The 16,792-nt window shown below is 48.6% G+C and carries 14 protein-coding genes, 1 tRNA gene and 1 pseudogene; 4 read left to right on the plus strand and 12 right to left on the minus strand.

All coding sequences use genetic code 11. The annotated features are described in order from the left end of the window. Positions 1 to 14: 14 nt before the first annotated feature. Genes BUA34_RS11230 through BUA34_RS11250 form a run of 5 tightly spaced genes read right to left on the minus strand, consistent with a single transcriptional unit; the run spans position 15 to position 5,533 of the window. Entirely contained in the window at positions 15 to 794 is a 780-nt protein-coding gene (locus tag BUA34_RS11230) for a hypothetical protein (protein ID WP_072829607.1), read from the minus strand. Between the two features lie 6 nt (positions 795 to 800). Next, positions 801 to 2,717 carry a tetratricopeptide repeat protein gene (locus BUA34_RS11235; protein ID WP_072829609.1) on the minus strand — a complete coding sequence of 639 codons (1,917 nt, stop codon included), beginning with the start codon at positions 2,715 to 2,717 and terminating at the stop codon, positions 801 to 803. A gap of 20 nt (positions 2,718 to 2,737) precedes the next feature. After that, a complete protein-coding gene (locus tag BUA34_RS11240) occupies positions 2,738 to 3,499 on the minus strand; it encodes a PASTA domain-containing protein (RefSeq protein WP_072829611.1) in 762 nt (253 codons plus the stop codon). A gap of 17 nt (positions 3,500 to 3,516) precedes the next feature. Continuing rightward, positions 3,517 to 4,227, minus strand: coding sequence for a Crp/Fnr family transcriptional regulator (locus BUA34_RS11245; RefSeq protein WP_072829613.1), 711 nt, complete (start codon positions 4,225 to 4,227; stop codon positions 3,517 to 3,519). Positions 4,228 to 4,249: 22 nt separating this feature from the next. Then, positions 4,250 to 5,533 (minus strand): adenylosuccinate synthase, encoded by a 1,284-nt coding sequence (locus tag BUA34_RS11250; protein ID WP_072829615.1) that lies wholly within the window; start codon positions 5,531 to 5,533, stop codon positions 4,250 to 4,252. Between the two features lie 209 nt (positions 5,534 to 5,742). On the opposite strand from BUA34_RS11250, the gene BUA34_RS11255 reads away from it, so the two are divergent. Beyond that, entirely contained in the window at positions 5,743 to 6,177 is a 435-nt protein-coding gene (locus BUA34_RS11255; protein WP_072829617.1) for a hypothetical protein, read from the plus strand. Here BUA34_RS11255 and dacB read toward each other — a convergent pair. The 3 genes from dacB to aroA are packed head-to-tail and all read right to left on the minus strand — an operon-like array spanning position 6,174 to position 11,223. Further along, the gene (gene dacB, locus BUA34_RS11260) at positions 6,174 to 8,315 is read right to left on the minus strand and encodes a D-alanyl-D-alanine carboxypeptidase/D-alanyl-D-alanine endopeptidase (RefSeq protein ID WP_072829619.1); all 2,142 of its coding nucleotides are present in this window, start codon (positions 8,313 to 8,315) and stop codon (positions 6,174 to 6,176) included. The genes BUA34_RS11255 and dacB overlap by 4 nt on opposite strands. After that, positions 8,315 to 9,919, minus strand: a complete 1,605-nt coding sequence (locus BUA34_RS11265; RefSeq protein WP_072829621.1) for an extracellular solute-binding protein — start codon at positions 9,917 to 9,919, stop codon at positions 8,315 to 8,317. Before BUA34_RS11265 ends, dacB begins: the two co-directional genes overlap by 1 nt. After that, a complete protein-coding gene (gene aroA, locus BUA34_RS11270) occupies positions 9,916 to 11,223 on the minus strand; it encodes a 3-phosphoshikimate 1-carboxyvinyltransferase (protein ID WP_072829691.1) in 1,308 nt (435 codons plus the stop codon). Before aroA ends, BUA34_RS11265 begins: the two co-directional genes overlap by 4 nt. A gap of 89 nt (positions 11,224 to 11,312) precedes the next feature. Between aroA and BUA34_RS11275 the strand changes: the two genes are divergently transcribed. Further along, positions 11,313 to 12,059 (plus strand): acyl-[acyl-carrier-protein] thioesterase, encoded by a 747-nt coding sequence (locus BUA34_RS11275; RefSeq protein ID WP_072829623.1) that lies wholly within the window; start codon positions 11,313 to 11,315, stop codon positions 12,057 to 12,059. 95 nt (positions 12,060 to 12,154) lie between these two features. Here BUA34_RS11275 and BUA34_RS11280 read toward each other — a convergent pair whose 3' ends face one another. From BUA34_RS11280 to BUA34_RS16190, 4 genes and pseudogenes are all read right to left on the minus strand, one after another. Next, positions 12,155 to 12,925, minus strand: a complete 771-nt coding sequence (locus BUA34_RS11280) for a hypothetical protein (protein ID WP_072829625.1) — start codon at positions 12,923 to 12,925, stop codon at positions 12,155 to 12,157. A 326-nt stretch (positions 12,926 to 13,251) separates the two neighbouring features. Continuing rightward, a complete protein-coding gene (locus BUA34_RS11290; protein ID WP_072829629.1) occupies positions 13,252 to 14,991 on the minus strand; it encodes a hypothetical protein in 1,740 nt (579 codons plus the stop codon). A 165-nt stretch (positions 14,992 to 15,156) separates the two neighbouring features. Then, a complete protein-coding gene (locus tag BUA34_RS16095) occupies positions 15,157 to 15,684 on the minus strand; it encodes a ComEC/Rec2 family competence protein (RefSeq protein ID WP_254794447.1) in 528 nt (175 codons plus the stop codon). A 75-nt stretch (positions 15,685 to 15,759) separates the two neighbouring features. Further along, positions 15,760 to 16,062 (minus strand): annotated as a pseudogene (locus tag BUA34_RS16190) (MBL fold metallo-hydrolase); the annotation flags it as partial. A gap of 135 nt (positions 16,063 to 16,197) precedes the next feature. On the opposite strand from BUA34_RS16190, the gene BUA34_RS11300 reads away from it, so the two are divergent. Continuing rightward, on the plus strand, positions 16,198 to 16,554 hold the full coding sequence (locus BUA34_RS11300) for a hypothetical protein (protein WP_072829633.1): 357 nt from the start codon (positions 16,198 to 16,200) through the stop codon (positions 16,552 to 16,554). A gap of 92 nt (positions 16,555 to 16,646) precedes the next feature. Further along, positions 16,647 to 16,720, plus strand: a tRNA-His gene (locus tag BUA34_RS11305). The last annotated feature ends 72 nt before the right edge of the window (positions 16,721 to 16,792 follow it).

A 16,792-nucleotide genomic window follows, 5' to 3' on the forward strand; every position in this document is an offset into this window, starting at 1 on the left:
ATAATTTTTAGGATTTACTCACCGATGAGCTTATAACTTCTCGGGATATTGAGGCGCCAGGTACCTGAGCCAAAAGGTTTTCCGCGATTGACTCTTCTCACATCCAAGTCGAGGAAAGTCGTCGTATCACGAACAAAAGAAATTTTCGACGGAGTTTTGACGCCCTTGAATTCCTTGTATTCCCCGATAATAATCCGTTCGCGACTCCCATCGCGGCCAGGCATTTCGAGCCACTGCACTTCGCCATTCTTTTCGGCATACGCAAAATGGCGGCCCGACATTTCACGGGCTTCAACAATTTTCATAGCGACAGAATCGGCACCAACGGTATCGCGCGACGATTTGACTTCGAACTTTTCAGGCAAAACCTTTCCGTCAAATAGCCCCGCCACCTGATGAATATGTACCAGCGGAAGCGACGGATCGTTCAAAAGCCCGACCATGTAGCCGGCGCCCTTCGTGTACATCTTTTCTATGGGGAACACCATCTGCCAGCCATCCTCAAGCCACAAGAGCGAGGCAACGCCTATGCCAAGCGTGCCAGTCAATTCCATGCGATAACGCTTTTTCGGCACAGAAAAGAGTACGGCATCCAAATCTTGAGTCTTGCCATCCGGCAAATAAATCGTGAGCGAGAAAAAAGCCTTCAAGCTGTCAGCAGGGGCCTCGGCACCGGGAACAGCAGGAGCAGTCGATTGCTTTCCGCCAACGCACCCAGTCAATAAAAGCGACAGCAATAGCAGTAAAAACAATCCCCGCACAAGGGCAGAACATTTCGCCACATTGAAGGTCATACGAACCTACTTCTTTTTGCCAAAGAACTTCAATACAGCGGGGTGCTTTGGATTCAGCTTTTGCAATTTCTTATAAGACTTGCGAGCGTCTTTTTTCAGACCAAGAGCTTCCTGAATGGCGCCCATGTGTTCCCAGAACACATCGTCGCGGCTCATCTTTTTACTGTCGATGAGTTGCATCGTCTGGTAAGCTTCGTCAAAGCGGCCCATGCGGTACAAGCCCCAAGCCTTGGAATCCAAATAAGCGTCCTTGCCTTCGCCATCTTTTTCAAGCGTGAGCGCTTCAAGCACAAGCTTATATCCCTTCTCGACTTCGGCAGGAGTGCGGTTGATTTCGATCAACGAATAGCCGTAATAGTTCAAGGTCGAAGCCATTTCGTGCGGCGAGAATTCAGGCAGTTTCAATAACGCTTCAAAATGGCGGAACGATTCGTCATAGCGCTTGAGGCGTTCCAAGTTCATCGCCATCGAAAGGCGCACGCGGCTGTACGAGGAATCCTTTGCGAAGAACTTTTCGAGCATGGATTCTGCTCTTGTGCGATTGTCGACTGCACGAGCCTTTTTCGCAGAATCGGCACGCAAATCCTTTTCAATGTCCAAAGCTTCACCGATAAGCGCTCTCGAATAGATGTCCAAAACCTGCAAGTACTTGATTTGCGCTTCGTTCTTCATCTGTACGAGATTTGCAGAATCCACAACGCCAGGGAGCGGTTTCCACGTTTCCCAAAATGTCATGAGAGAATCGAGCAGCGGGAAAGCCTTTTCGTATTTATCGGCAAGAGCATACACGGAAGCAAGCAACATTCTGGTATCGCCGTTCGATACGGAGTCGGACTTTTCGGCATACTTGATAGCCTCTGCATAATTCTGCTCGCTTGCGAAAATATTCACAAGTCCAAGGTAAGCGCGGTTTGCATATTTCGGCTGCCCTTGCAGTTTATCGACAGATGCGAGCAAATGCACCTTTGCGCTGTCGCGCATGTCGATATCGTATTCGTACTGGCCAATAAAGCACAAAACCGCAGGCGTACGCACGCCATCTTCGTAATACTTCTTTTTGGCAAAGGCATAGGCGCTGTCCCCAGGAATCGAAGAAAGTACCATAATCGTCATTTCTTCATCTTCGGGTTTTGCACTTGTGAGCGTATCGACAACAGCAACAGCTTCCTTAAAGCGCTTCATTGCCATGAGACCGCGAACTTTCTGCAAGAGCATTTGCTTGTCGCCGGTAGCATCATGAGCCTTTCCGAAAAGGTCAACAACAGCGGAATCGCGACCCATGTCCAAAAGGAGCGAAAGCTGACGCTGGAACAATGTGGAAATGTAATTGACCTTGGGCAAAAGCAAGTCGTAAACGCGAACAAGTTCCTTTTCATCGCGAACCATTTCAAGGAACAAGCTATAATCATAAAGGAGGCCCATGTCCTGATAGCGCGAGGAATCAAGGCCCATCACAAAATACTTGCGGCAAGAATCAACTTCGCCCGCCTTTACATAAAGACGCGCAAGCAAAGCATACTGAGCAGCGGTGCGTTTACCCTTGAGCTTGGAAGCCTTTTTTGCTTCGACGAGGGCAAGCGAATCTTCGCCCGCGGCAACTAGACGTTCGGCAACGCCAAATCCCAAATAGCGGCTCGTCGGATCGGCCTTGTAGGCCTGTTTCCAAAAGAAATCCGCCTGGCGATGTTCACCGCGCATTTCCATGGTTTTTGCAAGGAAGAAAAACTCATGGGCGGCTTCGAGATCCACCTCGACCTTGGGCTGCTTGGAATCGACATCCTCAGCGACTTTTTTCACCAAGGCTGAATCAGCTGCGGTTAGAGTTTTTGTATCAACGTCACTCTTTTTGGCAGGAGCAGAGCTACAGGCGCACAAAGCCGCCATTCCCAAAGAAAGCACCCACGAAAAAAGTACATGACGCATTACAAACTCCCAAAAATATCTTAGTCAGCAATAATAAAGTTCACGCGAGTACCCGGCTTCAGATAGTCACCGTATTTCGGAGACGTTTCAATAACAGAACCAGGACGTGCGCCTTCTTCATTCTTTTGACGCTTTACAGAACCAACCTTAAAACCAAGCCTATCCATTTGCGGATAAACTTCATCCATGAGAATTCCTTCGAAATTGGGGAGCAAAATTCGACCTGTCGTAACACCGGCAGAAATCACAACCTTCACCGTATCGCCAACACGAACAGTATCGCCAGCAATCGGGATTGTACGAATCACGACACCGCGCGGAATACTCTGGTGGGCGCCCTTCACAATTTCACCTTGAATAAGGCCAGCTCGGGCAAGCGAAATATCGGCTTGCTTTTGGCTCTTGCCGCGCAAATCAGGAATAACGACCTTGCGGAGCCCGAGGCTTTTCGTGAGCTTTACCGTGCGTCCAATTTTTGCAGTGCGGCCAGCTTTGGGCATTTGCACAAGCACCATACCTGCAGGCACCTGCGTGCTGTAGCGGCCTTCTTTTATCCATTCGTACTTAAAGCCAGCCGAAGTCAAAGCCGCTTCTGCAGCTTTTTCGGAAAGGCCTTCCAAATTCGGAACTTCACCTGTACGGGCGAATGCACCTGCAAATGCAGGCATCAAAAGCTTATCGACCATAAAGACAAGCGCGACAACAACAACAATCCAAATGACGAAAGCCTTGAAGAAAGCTGTTTGCCTTATCTTATTCCAAATCGATTTTATTTTATTCATAACAATTCTTGTCGGGCTTAGCCCTTAGTAGCTTTTTCTTGGAGCGCATCTTCGTCAAAGATGACAATATCCTTGCCGGTCATCGCAATGGCGTTCGCCCTGACAAGCAAGGAACAAATGCGGCTTACCGTTTCGCGAGTCGTTCCCGACATATCGGCAAGTTGCTGCTGCGTCGGACGGTTATGGATAACAGTCACCATGTTTCCGTTGTCCGTATGGATGCGCACGCCACGTTCCTGCATCAAGTTCAGGAGCGTTCCTGCCACACGGCCAGACACAGACATTGTCGAAAGCGAGCCAATCTGCTTGTTCGCCTTGCGGAGCCTCTTGCAAAGTTCGCTCATGAGCGCCATTGCAATTTCGGGAGTCTTGCGAATCAAGCTAAGGAAAGATTCACGGTGAATGACAAGCAAAGTTGCATCAGTCACCGTACGGACGGAGGCAGACCGGGGTTCGCCGTCAATGAGCGACATCTCCCCGAAAAAGTCTCCACGTTCAAGGAAAGACAAAATGGTTTCGCGGCCATCGATGCCCGTCATGTAGACTTGCACGGAGCCGGTGGCGATTAAGTACAAAGCCTGCACGGAATCGTCACCTTCCAAGACCACAGTCTCATCGCGATTGAAGTTTTTAACGATTACCAGGTTGGCAATCATTCCCAACTGTTCTTCGTTGAGCTCCGAGAAGAGTTCAACTCCCTTCAACAAATCAACTGCGGTCGTATCCATTTTATTTTCCCCTTTTTTTGTTTTAGTCCAGATCAACGACGATGCTCTGGTCGCGCTTAGCACCGATAGAAATCATACCGATCTTCACGCCAACAAGTTCAGCCATGCGATCGAGATACTTGCGAGCGTTAGCCGGCAATTCTTCGAGCTTACGGCACTTGGTAGTATCGCACTTCCAGCCCGGCATTTCTTCGTAAACCGGCACGCAACGTCCGACCTTGGAAAGCTGGTTCGGGAAGTTTTCGATCTTTTCGCCATCACATTCGTAGTGAGTGCAAATCTTGATGGTATCGAACGTATCGAGCACGTCAAGCTTGGTAATTGCGAGGTGCGTGAGGCCATTCACCATGGCAGCCTTGCGAACCACCGGAGCGTCGAACCAACCGCAGCGGCGGTTACGACCGGTCGTTGCACCGTATTCGTTACCGATCTTGCGGAGCGTGTCGCCCGTTTCGTCCAAAAGTTCCGTCGGGAACGGACCGTTACCCACGCGGGTCGTGTAAGCCTTGACGACACCGACAACCTGGTTGATAGCCGTAGGGCCAATGCCTGCACCGCAGCTTGCATAACCGGCAACAGTGTTGCTGGAGGTCACGAACGGGTAAGTGCCCTGGTCGACGTCGAGGATTGTACCCTGAGCACCTTCGAACACGAGGCGCTTGTTTTCCTTCAAAGCCTTGTAAAGCATTTCGCTCACGTCGGCAACGAACGGCTTGATTTTCTGGCCGAGTTCGAGGTAGTCCTTGATGACCACTTCCGGATCAATTTCCGGAACATCGTACATCACCTTGAATTCTTCGTTGTGAACCTTGGCCATAGCTTCGACACGCGGACGGAGTTCGCGTTCGTCCATGAGGTCACCCACGCGCACGCCAATGCGGTTCACCTTGTCGCTATAGCACGGACCGATACCGCGACCCGTAGTACCGATAGCAGCCTTGCCGGCCTTCTTTTCCTTGGCCTTATCCAAGGTGGAGTGGTACGGGAGCACGACGTGTGCGTTGTTAGCGATAAACAGACGACCTTCCGGGTTGATGCCCTTCGTGTGGAGGTCTGCAATTTCGTTCAATGTCTGGATCGGATCGAGCACAACGCCGTTACCGATGACGCAAATCTTGTCCGGGTGCATAATGCCCGAGGGAATCAAGTGGAATACGAACTTCTTGTCGCCTACTTCCACGGTATGGCCGGCATTAGCGCCGCCCTGGAAACGCACGATAATATCTGCATCGAGCGTTAAGAAATCAACAACCTTGGCTTTTCCTTCGTCACCCCACTGGGAGCCGATAACAACACGATTTGCCATAAATCCTTCGTTTTATTCTTTGACAATCGAAACGGTTGCCCCAAGGTACTTCCCTGGAGCCCTTTTTCGCCATAAAGATAAAAAAGTGACTAGTAAATAGTGGTTAGCAGTCAGGACATATACCTTAAAAATGCATCCAAAACAAGCATAATTTAAGACTCTCCGTTCCGCGTCACGTCTGTAAAATACAAATTTCTTATTTTTGGACCATGGCTGAAGAAATAAAAACGCTTATCAAAAAACTCGCACCGCTTCTCGATGAAGATTCGGATGTTTTCCGCGAACTCACGACATTCTTTAGCAAAAGTGCAAAAATCGACATGCACCATGGCGACCTTGTAAAATTTCTTAAGGACAACAGAACATACCAAGTCATCCGCGTGAACGGAAAGAGCTACAAAGACTGCGTTTACGAACTCATAGACAACTATCCCGAAATGATGGACAGCAATGGCATGCTGCGCTACTACAAGGCGCCCGCCGGAAACATCAAGTGGGAAGAAGTCGAAGCCGCCGAAATCGCAATGGGCAATGAACTCACGATGAATGCCTACGGTTGGGAACCGGACGCATGGACGATTTTTGAATCGGACGAAAGCGAGCACAGCCTCGTCGCCATCGTCGCGCTCGATTCACTGCTCTAGTGCTGTATAAACTTGAAGTAAGTAACGCCGGGGATTTTGCGGGTTTGGAGGTATTCGGCGAGCGGAACTTCTACGACCTGCTTCTTTTGCGATGAGGCGTGACGCAGCACCGGCTTTTGTCCCGGATAGAAAATCACAAAGCCCGTATGCGTCAAGTCAATCTTGTCGGACGTCCCCACAATTCCAACGCCGAGAACTTTCATTGTTCCTTTGTATGTTTTCTTCGCCATTTCAATCGCCTTGTCCAACGGCATATAGCGAATCTTGAGCGGAGTTTCCTTGCCCGAGTACGTGATATTGTGATTCTTGAAAAATTCCTTCTTGGGCATGGTGCGCGTCACCGAGACTTCACCTTCCATCGGGATGACCTTGGCATACTTGCCTTCGCCAACCCAATCTTCGAGCAAGTAATGCTTGCGTGTCAAGAAGCTCACCTTGCTTCCTTTATAACGGAGGCGCTGCAGCTGTCTGTACAAGGACTTTTCACTTTTTGCCATCGCAAGGGCAACAACATGTTCCAAGTACGTCACGCAATCGACTGAGTCAAGATAAACTAACGGTTTATCTTCAACAGTATCTAAATGGCCTTCACCCATCGGGCCAAGCTTGTAAGGAGTTCCAATCAAACGCTTCGAGAAATAATCCAAACGCTTGTTGAGTCCGCTAACACCTTGGGCATCCAGCCACAAGTTTTTCATTTGCAAAAGGGAATTGTAATTATTATTGGTATAACTAATCAACCGCATCCAAAGCGTATCGAGGACATCCTTGCTCTTGGCATCTGGATTGGTGTTCGTGCCGTTCAGGTACATGGATGCGGTAAGCGTATCGCCATCTACCGTATAGATATAACCAACCAACGCATGGACTTCGGCAATGTAGCCCGTCTTGAATCGCGTGAGCCATGGAGCTTCAAGATTCAGCATGCGCTTTGCACCGGAGCCCACGCCAGGACTTGCAAAACTATTGATATAATAATTGCCCTTCGGATGGCGAGCCATTTTCGCAAGCATCTTCGAAACGGTAGAAGGCTTTACCTTGTTTTCCGGAGAAAGGCCGCTTCCATCCCAGACATCAAAATCGGTCGGGTTGAGATCCATATCCAAAAGGAACTTGCGTTCGGCCTTGCGGCCACCTTCGACACTGCCTTCGCCAGAAATTTGCGCACCAAGATTTCTGAGCAACGTTTCGGCATGGAAATTCTGACTACGCTGATTGATTTCATCCAGAATACTCAACAAAGGAGCAGACGAGAACGAGAACTTTTTCAATTCCGTATTCGACTTCGATTTGCCTTCCTTGAAAACGATTCCGCGATTTTTGAGCGCGTACATGAATGCGGCCCTAAAATAGCCAATCGGGTTGCGGATCGGGAGCACCATGCTTGCCGAATCCAAATCTTCGCCCATCGTTCCGCCAAGCGTAATGATAGACTTGTCGGGGTCAATTCCATAGACCCATTTCTTTTTCTTGCCCTTGACCGTTTTTAAGTTGTTTATAACCTTGACGTAGCCTACATCGGGCTGGATAGAAACAACCGCCGTATCGCCACGGAAATACCCCGGCCAAAAACGAATCGTCACACAGTTGTCATTGAACCCGAGCGGACCAATTTCAGCTCCATACCAAGAATCATAAAAGTTGCGGCGCCAGTTTTCAGCTTTCCACGGGCCCTTATAATAACTCGTATCCAAATCAATTTGGCCTACGATGGTATCTATATCCATTGCACGAACGGAATCCACCATGGCATTCAGCATGTAGAACGGGTCATCGTAATAGCGCGCCGAAATGTTCGGGTCACCTTCGCCACGAATCTTGAGCGAGCCGGTCAACGTGCGTTTTTTAATGTCGCCAAATACCGTTATTTCGGTTTTCGGTTCGTAATTGAGCGGTAAAAAATGAATTGCAGCGGCAGTCGTCAAAGTCTTGAGCGTACTTGCCGGCGTGAACATTTCATCGCCATTAATGTTGCCGATTTCTTTGCCCATTTTCACAGAGCGCAAAGACATGCCAAATGTAGTCCCCGGAAGAAGCGAGTCCACATAGGTCTTAAACGAAGCCACGTTCACATGAGCAAACAGCGGTGCAACCAAGAACGGCAGCAACCCAAAAGCAATTTTAAGCACCTTATTCATCAGCGAGATTTATTTTTCCTTCGTCTTACAACGCAAACAACAATTACACAAAGTACTAAAAATCCCGCACCAATAGAAGCAAACAAGAATTTAGACGAAACGAATTTATACTTAATTTCATCGGCCGTAGGCATTTCATTTCGTCCAATCAAGTTCGCCGCATTTTTAGGATAAGTTTCTTTGTAATCTTCCAAGAAGAAACGCTGGGTCCAATGGAGTTTTTCGGCATAATTCAAGCTATCGGAATAAGCAAGTATTTCATTAATCCGGGCATTTGCATCATAAACTATCTGGGCTAGAGCCGCACTGCGTTTTTTCTTATGCTTTGTACTTGCAAACAAGGCACCCATTTTATTTGAAAGGTCAATCAAGACATTTTCAATCTCGCCCCATTCCGGAATATTCGGGAAACTGCGGCTATGTTCCAATTCTGCAACAAGCTTAGAATAGCGGGAATCGCGGTTCCAAATGTGGAGGATACTTCTGTCTGCAGGCAAGAATCCAACCTGGCGAGAGAAGGCATCTATGTTATCTGCACGGAGCATGTAGGCAAGCAGCTGTTCTGCAAGCGCGTACTTTGACGAATCCTTTTTATGGCCAAGCGCCAAATGGCTACCGCCCATGAACGAGAATCGACCATGCGTGCCCGACGGCAAATTCAAAACCTTGATACCATCTTTTGCAATTGCAGAATTAGCAAGGCCTCCGACTTCTACCGGATAATCCAATTGCTTAATCAGTTCCGATGTACCATAATGAATGACGCGTTCCGCACGCACAAAGCCATCGGCATTGTCCGAGGAATTTTCATACAAGCTATGGGGCGCCATCTGGGCATCGCCCATAATCGTTGCATAAAGAGCAAGCCCGACAAGCGTATTCGAATCCAAGAGAGCACTGCGATAGCCCTTGCCCGCCGGTACCACGAAATCGCCACCATGACTCCACACAAACGGAGCCATGCACTGCTGCCCCGCCCAGTCATTCTTGCCCGGGAGCGCAAAAGGCGTGACCTTGACACCAGCTTCAGTGGTCAAGTCGGTATTTGCAATCGTCTTCAGAACGCCAAGGAAATGCGAGTACGATTCAAAATCAGAATCATCGAAACCCAGTTCCTGCCAAATGCGTTCATTCACAAAAAAGCCGCGAACATCAATGAACCACGGCACCGCGTACGTTCCGGGGCGCCCTGAAATATGCGAACTGCGAAGGCCTTCGCCCAGGAATCGAGCCGAATCAATTTTCGACATCATGAAATCGATAGGACGGATGTGACCAATCGATGCAAAATGCGGAACCCATGTGGAACCCAGCTGAATGACGTCAGGAGCAATCTCGTTCGAATCCGCAAACGTGCGCGTAATTCTACTGAACGCCTCGCCCCAACTCAAAGAAGTCAACTTGACCGGAATACCCGTCTCGCGATAGAACTTTTTCACAAGCCGGTTCATTGCATTTTTCGACCCGAGCCCATTGTCCATGACCCAAATCGAAAGCGTATCTGCAGCCGCGGCCTCGGTCGTGAAAGCTCCAAGCATCAAGCCCACACAAAGTGCAAGCCGTGCAAAACCAGCATGTCCTATCTTCTTGACGAGTCCAATCATTGAGCGAGTCTTCCGAAGTCTTCAAAGAAATGGGGATAAGTCTTATTCACACACGCGGGGTCGAGAATCTTCATGGGCACACCACCGAGCGATACAAGGCTAAAGCACATGGCCATGCGGTGGTCGTTGTAAGTTTCAATCGTTGCCGGTTGCAACGTTTCGGGCGGTTCAATCGTAATCGTATCCATGTCGGCCACTACGTGCGCGCCAACCTTCTGCAGTTCAGCCGAAATAGCGGCAATGCGGTCGGTCTCTTTCACGCGCCAGCTGCCAATGCCACGAATCGTAGTCGTACCCTTTGCAAATAGCGCAAGCACAGAAACCGTCATCGCCGCATCAGGAATGTCGTTCAAGTTCATGTCGAGGCCCTTGAGTTCACAACCGCGACCGTCACATTCAATCCAGTCCGGACCAATTTCAATCTTTGCACCCATCTTTTCGAGAACTTTCGCAAAGCCGACATCGCCCTGATGACTCTGGCTACCCACGCCAAGCACGCGAACCTTACCTTTGGCAATCGCGGCTGCAGCGAGCGGATAACTTGCAGAACTGGCATCGCCTTCGACAAAGAATTCGCCAGGAGACTTGTAACAACCTTGCGGCACATAAAAATCTCTCAAGTCATCGTGACGGACAACAATGCCAAAGCGCTTCATCACATCCATCGTAAGTTCGATATACGGAGCGGAAATGAGTTCGCCCTCCACATGAATGTGGAGCGGAGTCTTGCAGTACGGGGCACAAATCAAAAGCGCCGTAAGATACTGACTCGAGATGTTTCCGCGGACACTTACATCGCCACCTTCAAGACCATCGGCCTTGATACGTACCGGCGGATATCCTTCGGATTCCAGATACTTGACATCGGCACCAAGCGTGCGGAGTGCATCCACGAGATCGCGAATCGGGCGTTCGCTCATACGTTCTTCACCACGCAAAATGAACTTGCCCCAACCGAGCGAAAGCGCTGCCGTCAACGAGCGCATTGCAGTACCGGCATTCCCGAGGAAAAGTTCAATTGCCGGGCTCGGACCGTCAAACGGACCACCATGGCCTTCGACAACGGCATCCTTGTAATCATCCGTAAAATCAATTTTCACGCCCAGACGCTGCAAAGCCTCACCCATATAGCGGGTATCATCGCTCTTGAGTAAATTTTTAAGATGGGTTGTCCCCTCGGCAAGTGCAGAAATCAAAAAAACGCGATTGGTGATGCTCTTGGAGCCGGGCAGGCAAAGAGACCCCTCAAAAGAATGGTAAGCTGGGAGCTGGATAAAACTAGGGCGAAATTGAAAATCGTTCATACGAGAAAAATTATACATTTTTATCATACACTGTTTTTTCGGATGCATCCAAAGCGGAGCGAAAAACAAACAACAACGTGAGGAACAACATGGAACCGGAAGTCACAACCAAAAATTTTGAAGTACGTTTCTCGGACTGCGACCACCACAGCCGACTCAAACTTTCAAATCTCTTCCTGTTCATGGAAGAAACCGCTATCGCCGACGCTGAACAGAACGGCTTTGGCATTTGGAAAATGATGAAAGCGGGCTACACCACGGTCATCACGCGTATGAAAATTCGATTGCTCCACCACCCGGTCTGGGGCGAAAAGCTCTCTATTTCGACATGGGCAAAAGAAATCATCAAGGATAAAGTTTGTCTTAAAGACTATTCTATTCTCGATGCACAAGGACATTCCATTGCACAGGCCACCTCTTCGTGGCTCTTGGTAAACATGAAAACTGGCAAGGCCGAAAATCCAGCCAACTCGCCATACCCCATTCCACTGATTCCGGGCAAGAACGCACTCCCCGAAATGATGGATATTCTTGATCCGCAAGTGGAACCAAAGGTTATCGCCCAGGAAACGGCAAAATACAGCGACCTGGACATGAACAAGCATGTGAACCACTGCCGCTATGTAGAATGGGTGATGGACTCACTCGATCCGGATGAACTCAGAACAAGAAGAATCCGTTCGATACAGATAAATTACATCACACAAATTCCGCTCGGTGGAAAAGTAAATATCGTGAGGTTCAAGAATACGAACCACCACGCCTACTTTTTCGGGATGAACGCCGACGACATGGCACAATGTCATTTCCAAGCGAGAATCGGATTTGCGGATTAAGAGTTAGGGATTAAAGGCTAAAGATTAAAGGCTAGAGACTAGAGATGTCATCCTGGAGCCGGAGGCGATAGGATCCAATGCTATTTTTTACGACATCAATTCTCTTTGAGTTGAAGTGTGGGTTGGTTGCTCTTGATGATAATGTTTGACGAGCCTTGCGATGCTGGGGTGCCGTTGATTTTATAAGAAGGCTGATTTGCAAAAAAATTCTTTAACGGCTTACGGACAGGAAGCATTTTTTGATAATACATTTCACAAAAATTTTCGGGAACAGCTCTAAAATCTGGTAATTTGTCAAAATTTAGTGTTCCATCATCTTGAAATTCACATTGGATAGCATACGATTTATCCCCTGTCAGCATATTGCACAAAGCATTGTATTCAAACCTATCGCTGTATTTTTTATAAATAAAATATATTCCCTCATCTCCATTATAACAAAAATTATCTAAAGAATACAGCAACGCAAAGTCATTGATTGAAAAATTTTCAAATGAAAATTCCTTTTTCACAACCTTATGTTCTAATGAATCATATACTAAAGAATCGTTTAAACAACTTATAAAAAAATAAATAGAATCTCTTGTTGGAGGGTAATAATTTAATTGCAAGAAATTCAACATTTCACATGTTAAACAGAGCCCAAGTACATCAAAATTAAATTCAAATCCAGAATTTTCAAAGTCCTGAAGTTTCCCCATATAAGGGAACGGTTTTATCCATGGATCGCCTTTATCGGTCCACTTATGGTCCGGGAACCAGAAACCTTCTGTAACACCATGACATACTTGTAAATCACCTTCCCAAGTTTTAGCAAAAGCGGTGAAACATAAAAGAATCAACAAAGTAATTATAATCTTTCTCACATTTCACTCCTTTTTCTGGTACGGCGGAAAAAGAACTTGCAGCACCCTCTTATTAACCAATTCAAGCCCTGTACCGTCCAACGCCTTTGTACGCCATTGTATATATTGAATTCCCAGAATTTATCAAAAGTTTTCGAGTCTGAATCATAGCCGTCAATCATATCTAAAGCAGCCTTGGCATCAATACGCCCCCATCCCGTCGCAAAATCCGGCCCTTGCGTGTAGGGAGTACTTTGTCTTTTTTGGAATTTTTGAAACATTTCACGGCACACAAAAAAAATATGATAATTCAGGGGTGAAAGGAACATCAAATCGCAAAAATAGCTTTACATTTTTAAAGTTACTGATTTCAAAATTTTTTCTTCGACCTCAAATGCGCTTGGTTTGTCTTTGGGAGTCAACCGCGGACCGGTACCGTAGAGATGACGCATCATTTCGAACAGCGTATATTCGCGGTCAAAATAGCCAATGTCTGGATTCGGGCAAATGGTGACCGGTTCGCGAGTGCGAGCGGGCTGCGAGCCACGAGCGACGGCGACACATTCCGGCTGGTAATGGAGCGAGGGATTTTTCTCACGAATTTCTTCGCGGCCGGCATTTCCGAGGAATCGGCAGATGCACTCGCGAGAAAGAGTCTCGCGACGGAGCGCATTGTACTTTTCGTGAATTGTATGGATTCTATCGGTCGCGACGCTCCCTCCAGAATGACAATCCTTTTGATCGTCAATTCCGCACGTCATCCTGGAGCCGGAGGCGATAGGATCCAATGCAGAATGACATGCTGCGAGAAGTTCTTCCTTTTCCAAGCGGTCAATTTCCGCGAGGCGCCACACAACATACTCACGGGAAGCTCTGCACACGGGATGGTCAAAACCCGGAATCTTTTGACAAAGGTAATGTTGACGACACGGGAATCCCGGTTTCAATTCCGGCGCATTCGACTTTTCGTTTTCAGATGCAAAGAACTCCGTAACCTTTTCCTGACAAAGTTTTGCTGCTGTCGAAGTACGCAAATTCACAAACGGAATCCCGAGCGGGGAGGCATGGCTGATGTACACATCTTCCGGCGTCGCGGCCGCAAGCATGCGGCGGGTGGCTTTGTCCATGCTTGTCGCTTGGGGTACAAGCAAGAACGGAGTACCCACGCCCACGCCATCAATCCCAAGCGACATGATTTTTTCAATGTCTTCGGGGGTACAAAGCCCACCCTGCGCGGTAATCCGCGCCGGCGCCGCCGGCGGAACAATTCCCGCCTTTTCAATCATCGAGCGCGTGGTTTCAAAAAGTTCCTTGCGCTTTTCAACAAATTCTTGAACAACATCAAGCAACAACTTCTTGGACTCAAAAAACGCATGACCACCGCAGTTCACGCCCGATTCAATGCGGTATTCGTAAACTTCCAAGCCCTTCTTCGCCAAATAGCGCCCTTGCACTAGTGCCGAGCGATAATCCGAGACTTTCAGAATAATCTTTTTCGTTGGAGCCTTGTCACGAGTTCTATAAAAATCCTTATACTTTGCAATTTCTTCGAACACAGCCAAGTTCACGCCCGCACTCAGAACAAGCGAGCCCTTCACCTTCGAAACCGCAAAACCGCGAACCGCATCGAATGCAGCCTCGTCATGATTGAGGCCGACCATGATGTTCGCCTGGATTTCACCCGGTTCCATTTTTTCGGTAAGTGCCGCCTCGGCCGCAATGCGGGCAAGCCCCGTCTTTGCAAAGATGCCATCATACTCTACGCGGAGCCTTGAATCTAACGGGAGCATCAAAAAATAAAGGTCCTTGTCGCTACCGCCATCAAAACGTTCCGCACAAAGTCTCGTAAACTTGCGATCCACTTCGTCCGCCACAAAATCCAAATACGAACGAATGCGCCCAATGCGGGTTGTCTGCGGGGAGCCCAAATCAAGCCCGAGCCGTTCTGCATAAGCCATGCGGTATTCTTCGAGGAGGCCATCATCCACAAGCGAAATCACGGAGGTAATGCCCAAATGCGCCACGCGAACAGGCGTATCGGCCGTGTAGCAAATGCCCATCACCGGAATGTGAATCTTGTGAACCATAACCCTCGAAAATCTCGCGAATACCCAAAATGCGGTGAAACAATATAAAAAATAACTAGATCCTTCAGTCACTTCGTTCCTTCAGGATGACGAATGCGGAATGACATGCTCATTCAGGATGACGAGATGGCGATTCCCGCTCGGTGGCGGGAATGACATGTACCCCTACGGCACAAACACACCCATGCTAGGCGAGAGCTCGAAGCGGATGGAACCTTGCAAATCAGTGCGATAAAGCCTTGCAGAATCCCCGAGCACCAAGTTCAGTTTACGAACAACAGATGGCACCGGATGTCCATAGCGATTCCCTGCCCCGACGCTCACAAACGCATATTCCGGTGACACCCGCGATAAAAATTCTAATGTATTGCTCCCCGCCGACCCGTGATGCCCCACCTGCAAAAGTTCCGCCGAAAGCGTCGGATTCATCTCGAGCAGTTGCCGTTCCCCCACCGAATCCAGGTCACCCGTCAAAAGCAACTTGCCTACGCCCAACCGTCCAAGCAACACCACGCTCGCCCGATTCTCGCCAACATGCGTGTACCGTGTTGGCCACAGCACATCAAACCGCGGGCATTCATCAAACGCACATTCCGCCCCTGCAACAACATTCCCGCCAGCAGTCAAGCCATTAACCCCCTCCCCAAAACTTACGCTCTCGCCTCGCAATAGCGTATCTATCAAGCTCCCCATCGAACGCGCCACCCGCAACACACTGTCGCAAAAGAAACTGCAAGACGTGTCGGCCCCCACGTAAAGCCGCCGCACAAATACGCCCCGCCCCGGAAGCTCCATAAAACCCCCAATATGGTCGCGATGGAAATGACTCAGCACTACCCAGTCAAGCGTATCGACCCCTCGTGCCACAAGCGAATCCACCACGCCAACCGAATCGGGCCCGAAATCGTACATGGCGTAGCGACCGTCCCATTCCAGAAGCACCGCAAGCCCCTGCCCTACATCGATTGCCGTAACATTCAAGGTCGACTCCCTCTCCGCCGATTCACTCACGTACATGCAGCCGCCGAGAACCATCGATACCGCCACAACCAAAGTCCAAAAAAGATTCATAAACGCTCCTTTTTACCGTTTCTACTTATATAACACGCTTTTTTCGCAAATTTGGACTAAAACACCCCTCACAAAAACGAACTTTTTTACAAAGCCCCCATTTTTTTATTATCTTTACAGCTAATTGAGGTCACTATGCAATTACCTAAGTACAAAAAGAAGAAACGCATCAAGCTCAAAGTCTGTCAGGAACCCGGTTGCGGCCGCGAATTCTGGGGACACCCGATTGCGAAGTATTGCGAACTGCACCGCGACATCAAGCAGCGCCAGAAGCAAAAGAAGGACATCGAGAACATCGAATCCAAGAACATCATCTTCCGCCACAACTATACGGAAGCCATGGACCTCGAATTCAAGTGCTGCCTCGATGGTTGCGATAACACCTTCACCATCCGCATTTTCCCGAAGCAGTACGTTTACCCGCGCTTCTGCATGGAACACAGGAACGACTTCAAGCGTGCCAACTTCCTCAGAATCATGCAGAAAAAGTAACTTTTGCACCTAAAAACAAGTTTTTTGGAAAAAAAGTTGTCGCCATCCCTTGAAATTTGGGATGGCTTTTTTATATTTGGTCTCGCTACATGGTGGATGTAGCTCAATTGGTTAGAGTCCCAGATTGTGATTCTGGATGTTGCCGGTTCGAGTCCGGTCATCCACCCGCAAAAGACCCCGCTTCGGCGAGGTCTTTTTTTTGTTTTTGATATTGCCCACGCTCCAAATCGCAGGAACA

Source organism: Fibrobacter sp. UWB12, assembly GCF_900142485.1.
In the GTDB taxonomy this organism is placed as follows: domain Bacteria; phylum Fibrobacterota; class Fibrobacteria; order Fibrobacterales; family Fibrobacteraceae; genus Fibrobacter.

Coding starts and splice junctions, on each gene's coding strand:
- BUA34_RS11265 (WP_072829621.1), bottom strand. CDS start 9,919: ATGATTGGACTCGTCAAGAAGATAGGACATGCTGGTTTTGCACGGCTT.
- BUA34_RS11290 (WP_072829629.1), bottom strand. CDS start 14,991: ATGGTTCACAAGATTCACATTCCGGTGATGGGCATTTGCTACACGGCC.
- BUA34_RS11230 (WP_072829607.1), bottom strand. CDS start 794: ATGACCTTCAATGTGGCGAAATGTTCTGCCCTTGTGCGGGGATTGTTT.
- BUA34_RS11250 (WP_072829615.1), bottom strand. CDS start 5,533: ATGGCAAATCGTGTTGTTATCGGCTCCCAGTGGGGTGACGAAGGAAAA.
- BUA34_RS11255 (WP_072829617.1), top strand. CDS start 5,743: ATGGCTGAAGAAATAAAAACGCTTATCAAAAAACTCGCACCGCTTCTC.
- BUA34_RS16095 (WP_254794447.1), bottom strand. CDS start 15,684: ATGGGGAGCTTGATAGATACGCTATTGCGAGGCGAGAGCGTAAGTTTT.
- BUA34_RS11300 (WP_072829633.1), top strand. CDS start 16,198: ATGCAATTACCTAAGTACAAAAAGAAGAAACGCATCAAGCTCAAAGTC.
- BUA34_RS11240 (WP_072829611.1), bottom strand. CDS start 3,499: ATGAATAAAATAAAATCGATTTGGAATAAGATAAGGCAAACAGCTTTC.
- BUA34_RS11235 (WP_072829609.1), bottom strand. CDS start 2,717: ATGCGTCATGTACTTTTTTCGTGGGTGCTTTCTTTGGGAATGGCGGCT.
- dacB (WP_072829619.1), bottom strand. CDS start 8,315: ATGAATAAGGTGCTTAAAATTGCTTTTGGGTTGCTGCCGTTCTTGGTT.
- BUA34_RS11275 (WP_072829623.1), top strand. CDS start 11,313: ATGGAACCGGAAGTCACAACCAAAAATTTTGAAGTACGTTTCTCGGAC.
- aroA (WP_072829691.1), bottom strand. CDS start 11,223: ATGAACGATTTTCAATTTCGCCCTAGTTTTATCCAGCTCCCAGCTTAC.
- BUA34_RS11245 (WP_072829613.1), bottom strand. CDS start 4,227: ATGGATACGACCGCAGTTGATTTGTTGAAGGGAGTTGAACTCTTCTCG.